Source organism: Acinetobacter sp. Ac_3412 (assembly GCF_013072675.1).
Classification (GTDB): Bacteria; Pseudomonadota; Gammaproteobacteria; order Pseudomonadales; family Moraxellaceae; genus Acinetobacter; species Acinetobacter higginsii.
Genome location: NZ_LXUJ01000011.1, coordinates 506,914 through 525,667, shown reverse-complemented (window position 1 = coordinate 525,667; position 18,754 = coordinate 506,914). Strand labels below are relative to the sequence as shown.

The 18,754-nt window shown below is 41.4% G+C and carries 14 protein-coding genes; 7 read left to right on the top strand and 7 right to left on the bottom strand.

What is annotated here, in order from left to right; translation table 11 throughout:
• Positions 1-9: 9 nt before the first annotated feature.
• Positions 10-1,320, bottom strand: coding sequence for an alpha/beta hydrolase (locus A7P54_RS15255; RefSeq protein ID WP_005201098.1), 1,311 nt, complete (start codon positions 1,318-1,320; stop codon positions 10-12).
• A 354-nt stretch (positions 1,321-1,674) separates the two neighbouring features.
• Here A7P54_RS15255 and A7P54_RS15250 point away from each other — a divergent pair, with 354 nt between their 5' ends.
• The 3 genes from A7P54_RS15250 to pta all read left to right on the top strand — a co-directional run bounded on the left by A7P54_RS15250 (position 1,675) and on the right by pta (position 6,577).
• Positions 1,675-2,940: a glutamate-5-semialdehyde dehydrogenase gene (locus tag A7P54_RS15250; RefSeq protein WP_151716827.1), complete on the top strand. Its 1,266-nt coding sequence runs from the start codon at positions 1,675-1,677 to the stop codon at positions 2,938-2,940.
• A gap of 296 nt (positions 2,941-3,236) precedes the next feature.
• Complete coding sequence (locus A7P54_RS15245) at positions 3,237-4,412, top strand: acetate/propionate family kinase (RefSeq protein WP_171550069.1); 1,176 nt, start codon at positions 3,237-3,239, stop codon at positions 4,410-4,412.
• A gap of 29 nt (positions 4,413-4,441) precedes the next feature.
• Complete coding sequence (gene pta, locus A7P54_RS15240; protein WP_171550068.1) at positions 4,442-6,577, top strand: phosphate acetyltransferase; 2,136 nt, start codon at positions 4,442-4,444, stop codon at positions 6,575-6,577.
• Positions 6,578-6,631: 54 nt separating this feature from the next.
• On the opposite strand, the gene A7P54_RS15235 is transcribed toward pta, so the two are convergent.
• Both A7P54_RS15235 and A7P54_RS15230 read right to left on the bottom strand, forming a co-directional pair.
• A complete protein-coding gene (locus A7P54_RS15235; RefSeq protein ID WP_171550067.1) occupies positions 6,632-7,240 on the bottom strand; it encodes a class I SAM-dependent methyltransferase in 609 nt (202 codons plus the stop codon).
• Positions 7,241-7,290: 50 nt separating this feature from the next.
• Entirely contained in the window at positions 7,291-8,205 is a 915-nt protein-coding gene (locus A7P54_RS15230) for a DMT family transporter (RefSeq protein WP_171550066.1), read from the bottom strand.
• A 183-nt stretch (positions 8,206-8,388) separates the two neighbouring features.
• On the opposite strand from A7P54_RS15230, the gene A7P54_RS15225 reads away from it, so the two are divergent.
• From A7P54_RS15225 to A7P54_RS15215, 3 genes are all read left to right on the top strand, one after another.
• Positions 8,389-9,249, top strand: a complete 861-nt coding sequence (locus A7P54_RS15225) for an AraC family transcriptional regulator (RefSeq protein ID WP_171550065.1) — start codon at positions 8,389-8,391, stop codon at positions 9,247-9,249.
• Between the two features lie 146 nt (positions 9,250-9,395).
• Complete coding sequence (locus tag A7P54_RS15220; RefSeq protein ID WP_004657827.1) at positions 9,396-10,922, top strand: fumarate hydratase; 1,527 nt, start codon at positions 9,396-9,398, stop codon at positions 10,920-10,922.
• Positions 10,923-11,029: 107 nt separating this feature from the next.
• A complete protein-coding gene (locus A7P54_RS15215; RefSeq protein WP_171550064.1) occupies positions 11,030-11,572 on the top strand; it encodes a DUF2059 domain-containing protein in 543 nt (180 codons plus the stop codon).
• A gap of 14 nt (positions 11,573-11,586) precedes the next feature.
• Here the strand turns inward: A7P54_RS15215 and A7P54_RS15210 are convergent, their stop codons facing one another.
• The 4 genes from A7P54_RS15210 to tig all read right to left on the bottom strand — a co-directional run bounded on the left by A7P54_RS15210 (position 11,587) and on the right by tig (position 16,099).
• Positions 11,587-12,303: a DUF2846 domain-containing protein gene (locus A7P54_RS15210; protein WP_004804226.1), complete on the bottom strand. Its 717-nt coding sequence runs from the start codon at positions 12,301-12,303 to the stop codon at positions 11,587-11,589.
• 153 nt (positions 12,304-12,456) lie between these two features.
• Positions 12,457-13,767 (bottom strand): ATP-dependent Clp protease ATP-binding subunit ClpX, encoded by a 1,311-nt coding sequence (gene clpX / locus A7P54_RS15205; RefSeq protein WP_004804224.1) that lies wholly within the window; start codon positions 13,765-13,767, stop codon positions 12,457-12,459.
• 42 nt (positions 13,768-13,809) lie between these two features.
• Positions 13,810-14,415, bottom strand: coding sequence for an ATP-dependent Clp endopeptidase proteolytic subunit ClpP (clpP, locus tag A7P54_RS15200; RefSeq protein ID WP_004775790.1), 606 nt, complete (start codon positions 14,413-14,415; stop codon positions 13,810-13,812).
• Between the two features lie 352 nt (positions 14,416-14,767).
• Positions 14,768-16,099: a trigger factor gene (tig, locus tag A7P54_RS15195; protein WP_005318089.1), complete on the bottom strand. Its 1,332-nt coding sequence runs from the start codon at positions 16,097-16,099 to the stop codon at positions 14,768-14,770.
• Between the two features lie 248 nt (positions 16,100-16,347).
• Between tig and A7P54_RS15190 the strand changes: the two genes are divergently transcribed.
• On the top strand, positions 16,348-18,552 hold the full coding sequence (locus A7P54_RS15190; protein WP_171550063.1) for a TonB-dependent receptor: 2,205 nt from the start codon (positions 16,348-16,350) through the stop codon (positions 18,550-18,552).
• Positions 18,553-18,754 lie beyond the last annotated feature (202 nt).

Genomic DNA, 18,754 nt, shown 5'->3' with positions numbered 1-18,754 from the left:
CGGGTCTCATTAAGCCTGTTTTTGACGCTCAATAAAACGCGTTAAACGATCAGCAATCTCAAAACTGCCATGTTTAAACAAGATGCGCAGTCCTTGCTCAGTTGCATCAAAGTTTAAACATTCAATTTTAAACTCACCTTCTTCATCAGCTAAATGTAGTGCTAAATCACGAGGATGTTGGCTAACAAAATCAAGCTGCTCAAGATCATTAAGTTTTAAATAAACGCCAAAGAAGGTGATATCGACAACGTTCACTGCTACTTCAGTCGCTAAATGACGATGAGTCAATTTAGTCTGTGGTTGCAACACAGCAATACGTTCCTCGCCCCGACGTTCAATTTTTTGCATTTGTTCACGCGTCATCGGGATAATACCATCCAGATTCTCGATAGATTCCCCTTTCAAGAATGAGGTAAACAAATTCATGGTTTCTTTACGGCGCTGCAATTGTGGCACATGATCTGCGTTTGCAATTAAAGCAAACTGCATATCTTGGCATTGCAAAGCAAAATCAGCATTTTCGTGTGGCAAAGTAAAGCTATCGTACTGCCCAGCAGCCACCAAAGTTTTACATTGGGGTACTGGCACGTCGCTTAAACGCAATAAGCGGTTGCAGTTAATTTCATAACGTTCACGTTCAGTTGCACTAAATTCTGCCATTTGTCTGAAGAATAAACGCTTTGCTGTTGGCGACATACGTGTTTTATCAAGCTTGGCATGATTCACTAAATATAAGATCACCGCTTGACCAAACTCATCCATGCGATCTTCGCGCATTAAATGCAATGATTCTTCTAGCAGCATCCGCCAGCTTTTACGCGTCTTCTGCATCACTCCCATCAATACCATACGGTCAATCAATTCGGGGCGTTGGTGTGCAAATGACGATGCAACCACCGATCCAAGTGACATCCCCATCATTGAAACTTTTTCAAGTCCAACAATATCGAGCCATTGACCAAGCATTTTAGACAGTTCAGGCAGTTCTAGGATTCCAGCAGATTCACCTGTATCAACATTACGAATCTGTTGATTCGCTCCCATTGACGGTAAATCAATGAGAATAACGGGACCACTCTCAAAGAGTTGCTCGACACAATACTTGTAAGAGTTAAAATTTTGAAATGCGCCCCCGACAATTACAATCGGCGTGTTGTAGATCGTTTTCGGATCTGCAATTGCCATATATTCAATTTTCCAACCATCGATCCACGTGGTACGCGCTGGCTGTTTAAAACTGTTTTTATTGTAAATGTCGAAAAAACCAAAGCCTGTGTAGGTATGATTTATATCCGAGTCCATTTGGATAATGGAATTCATGTCCTTCCTCCATCCTTGTTTATTTTTTTGTTGCAAGCATCTCATTTTCAGCGAATTCAACTTGCAAGTTAACAAATTTATAAAATTTGTATTACATTTATCCTATACTTTTTCATTCTATACATATGCACGTTTTATACGCAATCATTTCCTTAACCACTTATCTTGTTTAAAGCACTAATCTTTTGCAAAATATGTAATCTTGGCTTTATATTCAATATCTTCATCACACTAAAATAAAAACTTTTGTGCCAATTAACGCTTCATAATTTTTTGAATTGTCAGTTCAGCCTATTCATTGTTCAGCATTTGACTGTTACTATCTTTATAAATACATGCAAATATCAAAATGCTATGCAAGACTCTATTCAAGACTACATGCAACACGTTGGTACTCAAGCGCGTCAGGCGTCTCGTGTTTTAACGAGTGCATCGACCCATTTGAAAAACCACGCCTTGTCTGCAATTTATACGGCTTTAGAAAATAATCAAGCACAAATTTTAGCAGCCAATCAAATCGATATGGACAGTGGTCGCCAACGTCAACTCGACAGTGCTTTACTCGATCGTTTAGAACTTACCCCTGCTCGTTTTAAAGGTATGCTGCAAGGTCTGAAAGATGTGATTGCCTTGGTTGATCCGATTGGAGAGATTACCGATCTTGCCTATCGTCCGTCAGGGATTCAACTTGGAAAAATGCGCGTGCCTTTAGGCGTGATTGGCATGATCTATGAATCAAGACCGAACGTTACTCTTGAAGCCGCATCATTGGCTTTAAAATCTGGCAACGCGATTATTTTACGTGGCGGATCAGAAGCACTTGAATCTAATAAAGCCATCGCAACTGCGATCCAGCATGGTCTACAAATTTCAGGCTTGCCAGAACATGCAGTTCAAGTGATTGATACCCCTGATCGCGCCGCAGTGGGTCACCTGATTACCATGACTGAATTCGTGGATGTGATTGTGCCGCGTGGTGGTAAAAGCTTGATCGAACGAATCAGCAATGAAGCACGTATTCCAGTCATTAAACATCTAGATGGCAACTGCCATGTATTTGTTGAAGCACAAGCGGATTTGCAAAAAGCTTTACCGATTGCACTTAATTCCAAGACGCATCGCTATGGTGTGTGTAATGCCATGGAAACGTTATTGGTCGATGAAGCGATTGCTGAGGAATTCTTGCCACGCATTGCCGAACTTTATGCTGAAAAACAGGTTGAATTGCGCGGTTGCGCGGAAACTCAACGTATTTTAGGTGTATCAGTGAAAACGGCGACAGAGGAAGATTGGTATACCGAATATCTCGGTCCAATTCTTGCGATTAAAGTAGTCACTGGTATGGATGAAGCGATTGAACATATCAATAAGTATGGTTCACACCACACTGATGCGATTATCACTGAAAACTTTAGTCTAGCCCGTGAGTTTTTGGCGCGTGTGGATTCAAGTTCGGTGATGATCAATGCTTCAACCCGCTTCGCTGATGGCTTTGAATATGGTTTAGGTGCAGAAATCGGTATTTCAACCGATAAAATCCATGCCCGTGGTCCAGTTGGCCTTGAAGGCCTAACCTCGCAAAAATGGATCGTTTTTGGTGACGGTCAAATCCGCCAATAACAAAATCGAGCATTCGGACACAGAAACACGATAAAGGCCATTCATTTGATCTTTATCGTGTTTTTATATATTTACATACAAAAAATAATGACAAAATCAACAGATCAATCAAAACAACTGCTCATTTCCTAACTATACTGAATAGGTTGATTTATAAACGGGTTGTATAGGCTAAAGTCTATCTTCGCCAATATGACATCCCATGTTAAAACATTGCGCTTGATTCCACTGCCTCATGCGTTGCAGCAAGATCAAAGTGTTCATCATAAAATTTAAAATCTGTTAGGTGTTCAAACGTGGCTATATCTGTATTAGTAATTAACTGTGGTTCATCATCAATCAAGTACGCGCTCATCTCGGAACGTCGTGAAGACCGTATTTATGGTTTGGCAGAGAATTTAGGGGCAGCCGACGCCCGTATTAAAGGGGTCACACTGGGTGGCGAACCACTGGAACTTTCAATTCCATATGCAGATCACGCCAAAGCACTTGAAACCTTATTGGCCCGTTTAGCGAACTATAACCCGCAGGCGATTGGACACCGTGTCGTTCACGGCGGCGACATCACCAAAGCAGAATTACTCACACCAGAGTTGGTTGAGCGTATTGAAGCCGCGACCCCTCTCGCCCCTCTACACAATCCAGCACATTTGATTGGGATCGAAGCAACTATGCGCTTGTTCCCACAATTACCACAAGTTGCTGTATTCGATACTGCCTTCCACCAAACCATGCCCGAACGCGCCTACCGTTATGCCTTGCCACAATTTTTATATACAGCACACCAAGTGCGTCGCTATGGTTTTCATGGCACCAGCCATGCCTATGTGACCGAACGTGCCAGTGAATTGGCAGGTCATAAAAATGAAGGCGGATGGCTCAGTGCACATTTAGGCAATGGCAGTTCAACCTGTGCCGTATGGAATGGTCATAGCGTCGATACCTCAATGGGCATGACCCCACTTGAAGGTGTGGTGATGGGTACGCGTAGCGGCGATGTCGATCCAAGCTTACATTTATTCCTTGCCAGCAACCTCGGTTGGGACATCCAGAAAATTGACAGCATGTTAAATAAAGAGAGTGGCTTACTCGGCTTATCTGGTTTATCCAATGATATGCGTACCTTGGTAGAAGCCTCTGAAAATGGTCACGAAGGCGCAACCCTTGCCATTGAAGTTTTCTGTTATCGCCTCGCCAAATCTTTATCGGCTTTAAGTTGCGGTCTACCCCGTCTGGATGGTTTAGTATTTACAGGTGGTATTGGTGAAAACTCGGCTTATGTCCGTGAAAAGACTTTAGGCTATTTAGCCCACTTTGGCTTGCAGTTTAGTAAAGAGAAGAATAATGCCTTGGCTCGTGGCACAGAAGGTCGTATCGACAATGGTACAGGTCCACAAATTTGGGTGATTCCAACTGATGAAGAAGGCCGTATCGCCAAAGAAACACGCCAAGTACTTGAACACACGATTTAATCAAAATATTAGACAATTTTAAGGTCATTATGAATACGATTTTACTCATCCCCACAGGTGAAGGTGTTGGCTTAACTTCAGCCTGTTTAGGTATGATCTATGCACTAGATTGTAAAGGGATTAATGCGGGGTTTTTAAAACCCTACTCTCAAATTGCAGACACGACTTTTGACCGTACCACCACCTTGTATCGTCATTTATTTCAACACTCATCTGCAGAGCCAATCACTTACGAAAGACTGACACAACTGATTGCTTTGGGCGAAACCGATGAATTGCTTGAAGAGGCAGTTGCGCTACACCGTCAAATTTCAGCTGATCATGATGTGATTATCGTTGAAGGTTTGGTCCCGAATGGACAAGATCATTTTGTCAGTGAAATCAATGCCGCACTGGCACAAGCACTCGATGCGCAAGTGGTTTTGGTCAGCACCGCAGATTTAGCTGACCCACGTAAAACAGCGGAAAGAGTCGATGCGCATTTACGTCAATTCGGTGGCGCAGCCTCAGCACGTACTACAGGCGTGTTGTTTATGCGAACCAAAGGGCTACCAGAAGGTACTGCTGCAATTCCATTAACACTTGATCCGAGTTTACGTCTAGATCAGCAGATCGATGCTTTTGCCTTAGAATTACAACGCTATAACCGCTTTATGGGAACCGATGAACTCCCGATTATTGGTCTGGTGCCATTCAGCAATACCCTCAGCGTACCTCGTAGCTTGGATATTGCATCCATCATCAAAGGCTCTTGGTTACATCAAGGTGAAGCCAAACAGCGTCGTATTCTGCATACCAGTTTAATTGCATCTAATATCGAATCAGAACTGCATAAATTTGTTGCAGGCGAATTGATTATTAGCGCATCACAACGCACCGATGCAATCTTGGCTGCAAGTCTTGCCAGCAGTAACGGTACGCCACTTGCGGGTCTGGTTTTAACCGAACAAGCAGCGCCTGCAAGCAATGTACTCGAGTTTTGCCAAAGCGCGATTAAGCAAGGACTCCCAATCTTACACACGCCTTTAGATACCTTAGAAACAGCACAACTACTGCATCGCTTTGGCAATGAAATTCCTATTGATGATACTGAGCGTGCCGAGCAAGTCACCCGTTTCGTATCCAGTCATTTAGATAGCAATTGGCTGGATCAACATACCCAAAACAACCTACATCCTCGCCTGTCACCATCTGCTTTCCGTTATGAGCTGGTACAAAAATCCATTGCTGCGAAAAAACGTATTGTCCTGCCTGAGGGTGATGAGCCACGCACGGTACAAGCGGCTGTGATCTGTCAAACCCGTGGCATTGCACAGTGTATTCTATTGGCGAAGCCTGAATCGGTTGCCGAAGTGGCTAAAGCACGTGGTATTCAGTTACCCGATGATTTACAGATCATTGATCCGGATACCATCCGTGACCAATATATCGAACCGATGGTGGAGCTGCGTAAAGGTAAGCTTGATGCACTACAAGCCAAAGCACAGCTGCAAGATACCGTGGTACTCGGCACAATGATGTTGGCGCTCGATCAAGTGGATGGTTTGGTGTCTGGCGCCATTCATACCACTGCCAACACCGTGCGCCCTGCATTCCAACTGATTAAAACTGCACCAAATTACTCACTGGTCTCATCAATCTTCTTTATGCTTTTACCTGATGAAGTTTATGTCTATGGTGACTGTGCTATCAATCCAGATCCAAATGCTGAACAGCTTGCCGAGATTGCGATTCAGTCTGCCGATTCAGCCAAAGCCTTTGGTCTTGATCCACGCATTGCCATGATCAGTTATTCCACAGGAACTTCGGGCACGGGTGCAGATGTTGAGAAAGTGGCTGAAGCGACCAAAATCGCACAGCAACGCCGTCCTGATTTACTGATTGATGGTCCATTACAATACGATGCTGCTTCGGTTGAAAGCGTCGGTCGCCAAAAAGCGCCAGACTCGCAAGTGGCGGGACGTGCCAATGTATTTATTTTCCCTGATTTAAATACAGGTAATACCACCTATAAAGCGGTACAACGTGCTGCCAATGTGGTGAGTGTCGGTCCAATGCTACAAGGTTTAAATAAACCTGTGAATGACTTGTCTCGTGGTGCTTTGGTCGATGATATTGTATTTACCATTGCTTTAACTGCGATTCAGGCGAAGCAACAGGATTAAATTCACTATTAGATTGAAATTAAAAAAGCCCTTTACATTGAAAGGGCTTTTTTATTAGCGGTATTGGGCCAGCCAGATGGTATGTCCCGTACATTCAACATCTTCAGCAATCATTTTAATCAGCTTAAACCCATTGTCTTGCAGCAAAGTCTGATATTCCTGCGCTGAGAGGCTGGCATGGTACAGTGGCTCTCCAAATAGTGATCCGATCGCCTCACCCTGTTCAGGCCCACTGCTAAACATTAAAGCTGTACCTGATTGTGCATATTCGGCAAACCGTTTAAACATGTTTCGTTGATCATCTTGGGTTAAGTGGAAGAAACTATCCCACGCAACAATGCCCTGAAACTTTTGTTCAGTAAAGTACTCCCGAAAATCTTGCTGCACCCAGACTTGTTCAGGGAAAGACTGCCGTGCCATTTCAATCATGTATTCCGAAGCATCTACCCCTGTTACCTGATGTCCTTGAGCAATAAAATAGGCAGCAATAGGTTGAGCTGAACCACAACCTAAATCCAAAATACTTACCGAGCTTGGGAGTAATGCTAGAAACCGATCTAGCCAAACTTTCTCAGATAGCACCTTACCTCGTAGTTCAATCCATTCACGAGCATGCTTCTGATAGAGTTCAATAATATGCTGTGCTAGATATTCCTGTACCATGTCATCGCCTATGATGCGTCATTGCTTTTTTAAAGCCATTGAGCAAAATCTTAACAAGATTCTGGCTTATCTAATGTCTGAATTTTCTTGGTTTGCGGCCCTTTTACAAAGAAAATCGCATTACCACATAAGATTAAAACCACCCCGATCACCGCATTCATTTGCCAGTGATAGCCTTCCCATACAGTCGAAATCACCAATGCGACCAAAGGAAACAACAAAGTACTATAGGCGGCTTTACCTGCACCAATCCGTCCGACCAGATAGAAATAGGCAGTGAAACCAATCACTGAACCAAAGATCGCGAGATACAGTAAAGCACTGACTGCACTGAATTGCATACTTGGAAAAAACTGATCCTGTCTAAACCATGAGATCAAGGCCATCAGCAGTGAGCCATACAACATCCCATAAGCATTGGTGGTAAAAATATCCAACCCATGTTTTTGATGGCGCGTACTGATCATATTGCCCAAAGAGAAACCATAAGTGCCTAGGATACAGAGCCCAATACCAATCAATGTATTGCGATTTAAAGTGGTGCCCACCACGTCATGCCAGAACAGAGCAATAATCCCGAGTACACCTAATAATGCCGCAGGATAAAACCGTGAAGAAACCTGCTGAGAGAAAAATAATCGGGCATTTATGGTATTAAAAATCACCGCCATGGAGAAAATCACGGCCTCTAAACCGCTACTGATATATTGCACTGCATAATAAAAACAGACAAAGTTAAAGCCAAAAATACAGCAGGCCTGCAACATACAAAACAGATGATCTTTACCAGCTAATTTCTGCAACTTGCGGCTCAAAGCGACAAAAACAAATAACACCATTGCAGAAATAAAAAAACGCCAGAACACCGCAACACTGGCTGATATTCCACTTTGTTGCTGCAGGCTAATCGCAATCCATGTGGTTCCCCAGATCACCACCACCAAAGCATATAACAGCGCATTCATATCATTAGAACCAAATTCAATTACCTCGATGACTATTTTGCTGCTTTTGCGGTCATGATTACTTGCACCATCTTGTGGTGATTATCATGGATTTGCGTTTTTCTAGGAAATTTTTGACCAGATGACAAAACTGGCTGAAAGTTCTACACTAAACTGGATCATATTTGGCACTGTGTATAGAAGATGAAATATCAGATTCTAGATCAATTACAGCAATATAAAGCGCAATTGCTCAACTCAGTAGAACTGGGTTCGGGTATGCAGTTGGCCATGTGGCAAAATAACCAAGACCGTGTCAGCGTGTGTAGCAATCACCACACTTTGAGTATGTATATTCAGGGCGGTTATGAAAGCTATCAAAAAACCCAACAGGGCTGGCACAATGGCGGTGGCCCTGACCGTATGTGCCTGATGCCACAAGATTTCGAGTCGACTTGGGACCTACGTGATCCACTCACCTTCGTACATCTTTACTATACTGAGCAGCACTTACAACGTGTGGCGGAACAAGTCTGGGATCGAGAACCGAGTCAGATCATTTTAAACCCACAAATTTTTGTGGCGGACCCACAAATTTCGATGATTTATCGACACTTTTTACTCAATGGTGCATGGCAAGATCGGGAAAACCATTTGCAGATGAGTACCGCAACAACGCTATTACTCAATCATCTGATCAAAAATTACAGTCATGCACAATGGCAAGCACCTGAAGTCAAAGGTGGCCTTTCCCCTTATGTGCTTAAGCAGTTACTGGAATGGATTGATCAACATCTCTATTTGAGTCTGACCTTGTCTGATCTGGCTCAGCAAGTGCAACTCAGCGAGTATCATTTTGCGCATATGTTTAAACAATCGATGCAGATGCCACCGCATCAATATGTGATGCAACGCCGTCTTGAGCGTGCCCATCAAGCACTTGAGCAGACCACAGCAAATTTGACTGAGATCGCTGTGCAATATGGATTTAGCTCCAGCAGCCATTTTAGCCATCGCTTTAAAAAACAGTTTGGCTATAGTCCATCTCAACTGAGAAAAAACTAAAATCCACAGCGCATCTTTTGTTGCTGCAATTTAATCGATGGCTCACTTTAGACCTTTAGCCAAATCTAAGCTAAAACTCCCACATTCATTCCTTTTTGTCATATAATTTAGCCGCCAGCTAATCGCCCGCTCAAGAGAAATTTGATATGACAACGATCATCAAACAAGATGACTTGATTACATCAATCAAGGATGCCCTGCAGTTTATTTCTTACTATCACCCACAAGACTTCATCCAAGCGATGAGCCGTGCTTATGATCGTGAAGAAAACAAAGCTGCAAAAGATGCTATTGCCCAAATCCTGATCAACTCACGTATGTGTGCTGAAGGTCACCGACCAATCTGTCAGGATACAGGGATTGTTAACGTTTTCCTTGAAGTTGGCTTAGACGTTAAATTTGATTTAACCATGAGCTTGGATGATGCTGTAAACGAAGGTGTACGCCAAGGTTACCTAGAGAACTCAAACGTACTCCGTGCTTCTGTTTTAGCAGATCCAGCTTTTGGTCGTAAAAATACCAAAGACAATACCCCTGCCGTGATTCACTACAAACTCGTTCCTGGTAATAAAGTTGATATTACCGTTGCAGCGAAGGGTGGCGGTTCAGAAAATAAATCTAAACTTGCGATGTTAAACCCATCTGATTCAATCGTGGATTGGGTACTTAAAACTGTTCCAACTATGGGTGCAGGCTGGTGTCCACCGGGTATGCTCGGTATTGGTATCGGTGGTACTGCTGAAAAAGCCATGATGCTTGCAAAAGAAGCACTTATGGAAGAAATCAACATGGACGAATTACTTCGTCGTGGTCCACAAAGCAAAATGGAAGAACTCCGTATCGAGATCTTCGAGAAAGTGAATGCATTAGGTATTGGTGCACAAGGTCTTGGTGGTTTAACTACAGTCCTTGATATTAAAATCAAGGATTACCCATGCCACGCAGCAGGTAAGCCAGTCGGTATGATTCCGAACTGTGCTGCGACTCGTCACGCACACTTCCAGTTAGATGGTACTGGTGTTGCACATATTCAAGCACCAAAACTTGAAGACTACCCTGCTGTAACGTGGGATTCATCTCAATCGAAGCGTGTCAACCTTGATACCATTACTCAAGAAGAAATGAATGCTTGGAAGCCAGGCGATACATTATTATTGAACGGTACAATTTATACAGGTCGTGATGCTGCACATAAGCGCATGGTCGACATGTTAAATAATGGCGAAGAACTTCCAGTCGATCTAAAAGGTAAATTTATTTACTACGTGGGTCCAGTGGATCCAGTTGGCGATGAAGTGGTTGGTCCTGCTGGCCCAACAACAGCAACTCGTATGGATAAGTTCACTCGTCAAGTGTTAGAAGCAACTGGCTTATTCGGCATGATTGGTAAAGCGGATCGTGGTCCTGCTGCAATTGAAGCGATCAAAGACAATCAAGCAACTTATTTGATGGCTGTGGGTGGTGCTGCTTACCTCGTGTCTAAAGCAGTTCGTGAAGCTGAAGTCGTTGCTTTTGCAGACTTAGGTATGGAAGCCATCTACAAATTCGTAGTTGAAGATATGCCTGTTTCTGTTGCAGTTGATGTGAATGGTACTTCGATTCATGCAACAGCACCAAAAATCTGGCAAGCTAAGATTGGTAAAATCCCAGTGGTTGATGCTGCTGCGTCATAAATAATACTCATACAATAATCATAGCCGAATCATCGTATTCGGCTATTTTTTTGCCTGCGGCTTCTGCTAAATTATAAAAAAGACGAGAACAATAAGGCGGCCTATAGATGAATAAATACATGTTCAACATGGTGATTGGACTTTGCCTTCTCGTTGGCATGCAAAATACCTTTGCATCCCCAGCCCAAACTAAGTCAGTCAAAGAACTGATCAAACTGAGCGAGCTCGAAAATGTTTTAAACACCTCACTCGATGAAATGCAACCGACACTCGATCTTGAAGCGGAAAATATTTTATTAAGAGTCTTAGGAAAAGAAGAACTGACCACAACACAAGAACATCTTGCTGTGTTGGAATTGAGCCAGTTGCTGAAAGATACCAGTTCAAAAGTCTTTGCTCGCCCCGAAACTATTCGGGCAATCGAGAAGATTTATGCAGACACCTTGAGTGAAGAAGAAATACAAGCCTATTTGAAATTCTTAAAAACACCGGAAGGTAAATCCATTAATCAAAAAACATTGCAAATCAGTACGCATATTTTTCAATATATGAATAACTTAAGCCAAAAAAACTTAAATGATCCAGAGCAGAGCTCGCAATTAAAAGAGCAGTTCCTCACCATCATCAAACCTTTAATTCAGGATGAGTAACTGCTCAAGTAAACCTACCAAGTTAATGGATTCCAAAGTTTAAATGGCTTAACCAAATGCACTTCTGACTTTTCATCATACTTTGCTGGTTTTAATTCTTGAGGTTTTGAACGAACCTTACCCGATGCATCTTGAGCGACAAAGTTATAGCTAGAAGATTTTAACCGTGTGAATGCGATTTCCTGATGTGCCACCTTGTCAGGCGTAATCATAAATGGGCCTGTATGCTCACTACGTGAAATCTTATTTTCTTCATCGTATTTAATAAAATAAGTTTGTGCAGCATCTACAGTAAAATCGAGATATTTCGGCTTTTGGAAATGTAATCCTGCCAAAGGACGGCTTACACTCAAGCGATAAGTCCCAGCAGGTAGTTCCACCCAGTAATAATGATTATGTAATAAGCTCGGAATACGATGCCCATTGATAAATAAATTGGCCGCAGCAATTTCCTGACGGTTCCAACGTGTATCTGGACGATATAAATAAACCACCGCAGCTTGTTCATTTTGCGGTTTGATTGGGGCGTAATATTGGCCTAACTTTTGATTAACCCAACCACCAACAGAGAAGCCACCCACATGATATTGATCCAATAGACCTGGTTCTTTTTCAGTATCGACAGCTGGTAAGGTTGCAGTCAGTGCGGTTGGTTTTTCTTCAACTGTCTTATGACTTTGACAGCCAGCCAACACCCCTGCACAACATAATGACAATATTAAATAACGCATGACATCCCTCAAGGCGTTTTCTTGGATTTATTTTTAACAGCGCAAAACTATGCACATTTTTTCAATTTTTTAAGATTAACACCTCAACGCCTAATTGCAAATAAAAAAAGCATGAAAAGCCAAGCCTTTCATGCTTTTTTAGATGAATGAGAATTAGGCTGATTTAGAATCAATCACCTTCAAATCCTTCTTTTCAGTTGCTTCTGGCGTACCCACTTGTGGTAAACGCTCTGCTTTGAATGTTGGCTTAGCCGTGCCATTAATGACAGCTTCATTCAAAATAACGGTACCAACATCCGTACGACTTGGTAAGTCATACATCGTTTCAAGTAATACGTTTTCCAGAATAGAACGTAAACCACGCGCACCGGTATTACGTTCAAGTGCTTTCTTCGCCACAGCACGTAACGCAGACTCCTCAAAGACAAGGTCTACATTTTCCATGGTGAAAAGATATTGGTATTGACGTGTTAATGCATTTTTAGGTTCTGTCAGAATCTGCATTAATGCTTCTTCATCCAGCTCTTCCAAAGTTGCAATCACCGGCAAACGACCGATAAATTCAGGAATCAAACCGAATTTAACTAGATCTGTTGCTTCTACTTGACGGAACAACTCAGAGACTTTTTTACTGTCATCTTTATTCTTCACATCTGCAGTGAAACCAATCCCACCTTTCTCTTGGCGCTGTTGTACGATTTTTTCCAAGCCAGAGAATGCACCACCACAGATGAACAGGATGTTGGCTGTATCAATCTGGATGAATTCTTGCTGTGGATGCTTACGGCCACCTTGTGGTGGAATAGACGCAACTGTACCTTCAATCATTTTTAACAATGCTTGTTGTACGCCCTCACCAGACACATCACGCGTAATTGAAGGATTTTCAGATTTACGGGTAATCTTATCAATCTCATCAATATAGATAATGCCTTTTTGCGCTTTTTCTACATCGTAATCCGCTTTCTGCAATAACTTCTGCACGATGTTTTCAACATCTTCACCCACATAACCTGCTTCGGTTAAAGTGGTTGCATCTGCCATCGCAAATGGAACATCAAGCAAACGCGCAAGTGTTTGTGCAAGTAATGTTTTACCTGAACCTGTCGGTCCGATCAGCAAAATATTACTTTTTGCGATTTCAATCTCTTGATGCCCGTGAGTCGACTGGCCTACTTTTAAACGCTTATAGTGGTTATAGACAGCAACAGATAAGGTTTTCTTCGCAACATCTTGTCCAATCACATATTGGTCCAAGGCAGCACGTATTTCGTGTGGTTTTGGCAGGGCTTTAGTTGCCCAATCACCTGCTTCAACTTGTTGACTGGTTTGAACGAGATCTAAGCAGACATCTACACACTCATTACAAATATATGCGTCCTCACCAGCAATCAATTTTCCAACTTCAGATTGCGTCTTACCACAAAATGAACAATGTTTTTGTCCTTGAGGATGTTCGGACATATTTACTCCACAACTTAAATCTTAAACTTAGGTCCTAAAAAATCAGGGACGTTTGCTTAGTACTTCATCGACTAAACCATATTCTTTGGCTGCTTGTGCCGTCATGAAATTATCACGATCTGTATCACGTGCAACGGTCTCATAATCTTGACCACTATGTTCAGCCATTAAGCGATTTAAACGCTCTTTAATGAACAGAATTTCACGTGCGTGAATTTCAATATCAGAAGCCTGACCACGGAAACCACCTAAAGGTTGGTGAATCATCACACGTGCATTTTCAAGACAGTAACGTTTACCTTTTGCACCCGCATTCAATAAGAATGCACCCATTGATGCCGCTTGTCCCATACAGTAGGTCACAACATCTGGTTTGATAAACTGCATGGTATCGTAAATCGCCATACCCGCAGTTACTGAACCGCCTGGTGAATTGATATAAAGGTGAATATCTTTTTCTGGATTTTCTGCTTCAAGAAATAACATCTGCGCAACGATTAAGTTCGCCATGTTATCTTCAACTTCACCCGTTAAGAAAATAACACGCTCACGTAATAGACGTGAAAAAATATCGAATGAACGCTCACCGCGAGATGATTGTTCAACGACAACAGGAACTAAAGCATTTTCAATTGTTGGAACATACATACGTTTACTTATTCCTAAATTATTGTGACTCGATCTATGCCAACAATATGAGGGATAATCAATGAAATTGCAAAAGGTTCAATCTGAAATATTCGATTATTTAGACTAAAATCTGGCAATTTTTCGACAAATTAACACTTTGCTAACAGAGGGTTTGCAGACTTTACATCGATACTTTAAGCAAGGGAGATTTTCTAATGATGCACAGCATGGTTTATGGAATTTCACACCTATGCTTAAAGCTCTGCAAGCCAAAGTCTTACTGTTTTAAATCAGAATGAAATACAAAATTCTAAACCCTAAAGAAAAAGGCGCATTAAGCGCCTTTTTCTTGAATCAACTTTTTAAAAGATTAGCCACGGCGAGCTTGTTGTTCTTTCAATAAGTCTTCATAGCTAATCGCAACATCTTTCACTTTAGCTGCAGCTAAGATGTGATCAACAACTTGGTCTTCTAACACAACAGCTTCGATTTGAGCACGTTGTTGTTGGTCATTTTTGAAGTATTCAACAACTTCTGTTGGATCTTCATAAGAAGAAGCCATGTCATCGATGTAAGCATTAACACGTGCTTGGTCAACTTCAAGTTTAGCGTCAGCCAATACTTTGCTTACCAATACGCCAAGCTTAACTGATTTTTCAGCTTGTTCTTTAAACAATTCATCTGGAAGCATGCTGCTGTCAAATGCGCCTGCACCTTGAGCACCAAACTGTTGAGTGAACTGTTGGATCATTTGTTGACGTTGACGGTCGATTTCTTGAGCAACCATTGAAGCAGGAACTTCAATTTCGTTTGCAGCAACAAGCGCATCAAATGCAGCTTGTTTAACTTGGTTACGAAGACCGTTGCGAACTTCACGTTCCATATTCTTACGAACGTCAGCTTTTAACTTGTCTAAGCCTTCTTCTTCAGTTAAACCAAAGATTTTCAAGAATTCAGCATCGATTTCTGGAAGTTTTGCTTTTTCAACTTGCTTCACAGTGATTTTGAATTGAGCTGCTTTACCCGCTAAGTTTTCAGCTTGGTAATCTTCTGGGAAAGTAACATCAATCACTTTCTCTTCGCCAGCTTTCATACCAACGATACCGTCTTCGAAGCCAGGAATCATACGACCTGAACCAAGTACGAGTTTAAAGTCTTCAGCAGCACCGCCTTCAAACTTCTCACCATCAACAGTACCTTCGAAGTCGAAAGTTACTTGCATGTCTTTCTTCGCCATACCTTTAGTTACAGCCCAAGTTTGACGTTGTTTTTGCAAGTTTTCGATCATGACATCAACGTCTTTGTCGTTGATTTCTGATGCTTTACGTTCAACTTCCAAGTCAGCAAAAGCTTTCACTTCTACTTCTGGGTAAACTTCAACAGTCGCTTCAAAAACTAAAGCATCATCTTTGTTTTCAACTTTTTCAATGTTCGGCATACCGACCGCATTGATTTTTTCTTGTTGAATTGCTTCAAATACTGTGTCGCGAATGATGTCATTCACAACTTCTTGATAAATGCCCGCACCATATTCACGGCGAACAACGTTCAAAGGCACTTTACCTGGACGGAAGCCGTTGATCTTCACAGTTTTGGCAGTGCGTTGTAAGCGAGCTTCAAACTGCTCGTTAACACGGCTCGTCGGTACAGAAACATTTAAACGACGGGCAACGCCCGAAACCGCTTCAGTCGTTACTTGCATGGCTTCCTCGATATTAGTTAGTAATAACAATTTTTAAAGTGCCACATTATATGACAACTTTCTGGATATACAAAATCGGATGCTAAAAAAGCAAATATATTTCTTATTTTAGTCAAAATCATAGTTTTCTTAAATGAATCTTAAAACAAACGTTATTTTTTGTTGTTAGTGATAAGTATTATCACTATACTTTGCATTCTTTTTGAACAATTGTTCTATTTTTCTCGTCCAGCTTTGGAACTCTAGTTATGAGTAAATTTAATTTGAATCCCCTTTCATTTGCATTACTTGGGGTAATGACCACATCCGCTTTCGCAGATACAACGACAGCATCTGAAAATACCAACACACACCAACTTGCAACCATTGTGGTATCGGCAGCTGGTTTTGAACAAGATATTAAAAATGCACCAGCAAGTATCACAGTCATTACTGCTCAAGATTTGAAAGATAAAAGAATTAACTCCATTGCAGATGCATTAATTGATGTAGAAGGGGTTGATATCAGCCCAACAGCAGGTAAAACAGGTGGTTTGAATATCCGTATTCGAGGAATGGATTCTGAATACACACTTGTATTAGTAGATGGTAGAAGACAAAACAGTACAGGCGACATTACGCCAAATGGTTTTGGTGAATCCAATAACAGTTTTATTCCCCCAATATCTGCAATTGAGCGAATCGAGGTAATTCGAGGGCCTGCTTCTACACTTTATGGTTCTGATGCTATGGGTGGCGTAGTCAATATTATTACTAAAAAAGTAACTGATGAATGGACAGGCTCAGTAACTTTAGAAGGCACAATTCTACCTAACTCATCTGATTTTGGTAATCAACGCTCTGTCGATGCATTTATTACGGGTCCACTTATAAAAAATCTACTAGGTTTACAATTAAGAGGCAGAAAGGCTGAGAGAGACCAATCCAATGTTGTTAGGAAGGATGATGAGTCAACTGATGAATCATTGAATATGGGAAATAACCCAACCAAATCCGATATTGAAACCATTGGTGCACGCTTAACTCTTACACCGACAGATAACCATGACTTATCTGTGGAATACGAGCAAACACAGCAATGGTACGATAACAGCAAGGGACAACTGGGTACTTTAGGTGCCAATGGAGGCTATGCAGAGTCTCAAAAATATAATCGTGAAAAATATATTTTAGCGCATACATGGAGAAGCGATTTTGGTAATTTAGAATCCAGTATTAGTAATATTCAGACCGAAACTATTGGTCGTCTAATTCCTTCTCGCGCGCAAAACGGATCTAAAGCCATTACTCCAAGACTTCTAGAAAGTGAAGATACAACTTTTGATACCAAATTTACGACTGAACATTTCTCGGGTCATAAAATCACTCTAGGTGGCCAATGGTGGGAAGCTAATATCAAAGATGGTTTACGTGCCAATAAAGAAATCTCCTTTAAACAGCTAGGTCTTTTCGCTGAAGATACATGGTCAATCACAGATAGTCTGGCACTTACGCTTGGTTTACGATACGACGACCATGATACCTTTGGAGACTTCTGGACTCCACGTGCTTATCTAGTCTGGAATGCGAATGACAACTGGACATTTAAAGGTGGATATAACGAGGGCTACAAAGCACCTAGACTTGAGCGTTTAACCGATGGTATCTATAACGTTGGTGGACAAGGCCGAACTCCTCTCTTTGGAAATCCAAATTTAATACCTGAAAAAAGTAATAACTTCGAAATCGGAACATATTTTAGTAATGGCTCTAATTTTGATGCCAATATGACGGCTTTTTATAGCCAAGTTAAAGACAAAATCGTAACTGGGGCAATTGAAAGAACTTGTGATGCTGCCAGTAGTGATGCTTTCGGAGGAAAAGTTGCCTGTGAAAACTTTATGGCAAGCGTTGGCACACCTTGGCTAATGGAAAATGGAGATACAGGGACTCGCTCATGGAACGTTACACGACCAACCAATGCTGAAAAAGCTGAAATTTATGGAATAGAAACAGGATTTAACTGGGAGTTTGTACCTGATTGGAAATTTGGTATCAACTACACGTGGACAAACACAGAGATTAAAGATAAGAGCATTGGAAATCCACCACTTAACGATACGCCTGAACATATTGCAAATGCTTCACTTAAATGGCAGGCAGATGACAATATCCAACTTTGGGCTCGTGGTGAATACCGTAGTGAAAGGGCTCGCTACCTCAAAACTTATCAAAATATGAGCACTGCAGAAAAAAATGCTTACGATGCTTTAGGTGATTATAAAGAATATGCCTTATTACATGTAGGCTCTAATTTTAATATCACACCAAACTGGAACTTGGGCGTTGCTTTGTATAATGTTTTTGATAAGAATTTCAATGACTATGAGCGTGTTGGTACTAGCTATTATAACCGCTACAGCAATACTCAAGAAGGTCGTCGCGTTCAATTAAGCACAACTTTCTCTTTCTAAACACAATCTTTTCACTAGTCATTAGAAATTATCTAATGACTAGTGAAACACTTATCTAAATTAAAAGTCAAACCTTAAAAAACAATCGTTTTTTTAGATTAAATAAAAAAATCAACAAATTAACAACATTATTGAACAATTAAGGATGAAAAATTATTTAAGTTTCCATTGTAATAATTAGAAACAATTGAAAAAAACAATC

Excerpts from the sequence above, each read along its gene's own strand:
- A7P54_RS15255 (WP_005201098.1), bottom strand. The coding sequence starts at position 1,320 with ATGAATTCCATTATCCAAATGGACTCGGATATAAATCATACCTACACA.
- A7P54_RS15250 (WP_151716827.1), top strand. The coding sequence starts at position 1,675 with ATGCAAGACTCTATTCAAGACTACATGCAACACGTTGGTACTCAAGCG.
- pta (WP_171550068.1), top strand. The coding sequence starts at position 4,442 with ATGAATACGATTTTACTCATCCCCACAGGTGAAGGTGTTGGCTTAACT.
- A7P54_RS15235 (WP_171550067.1), bottom strand. The coding sequence starts at position 7,240 with ATGGTACAGGAATATCTAGCACAGCATATTATTGAACTCTATCAGAAG.
- A7P54_RS15230 (WP_171550066.1), bottom strand. The coding sequence starts at position 8,205 with ATGAATGCGCTGTTATATGCTTTGGTGGTGGTGATCTGGGGAACCACA.
- A7P54_RS15225 (WP_171550065.1), top strand. The coding sequence starts at position 8,389 with ATGAAATATCAGATTCTAGATCAATTACAGCAATATAAAGCGCAATTG.
- A7P54_RS15220 (WP_004657827.1), top strand. The coding sequence starts at position 9,396 with ATGACAACGATCATCAAACAAGATGACTTGATTACATCAATCAAGGAT.
- A7P54_RS15215 (WP_171550064.1), top strand. The coding sequence starts at position 11,030 with ATGAATAAATACATGTTCAACATGGTGATTGGACTTTGCCTTCTCGTT.
- A7P54_RS15210 (WP_004804226.1), bottom strand. The coding sequence starts at position 12,303 with ATGCGTTATTTAATATTGTCATTATGTTGTGCAGGGGTGTTGGCTGGC.
- clpX (WP_004804224.1), bottom strand. The coding sequence starts at position 13,767 with ATGTCCGAACATCCTCAAGGACAAAAACATTGTTCATTTTGTGGTAAG.
- clpP (WP_004775790.1), bottom strand. The coding sequence starts at position 14,415 with ATGTATGTTCCAACAATTGAAAATGCTTTAGTTCCTGTTGTCGTTGAA.
- tig (WP_005318089.1), bottom strand. The coding sequence starts at position 16,099 with ATGCAAGTAACGACTGAAGCGGTTTCGGGCGTTGCCCGTCGTTTAAAT.
- A7P54_RS15190 (WP_171550063.1), top strand. The coding sequence starts at position 16,348 with ATGAGTAAATTTAATTTGAATCCCCTTTCATTTGCATTACTTGGGGTA.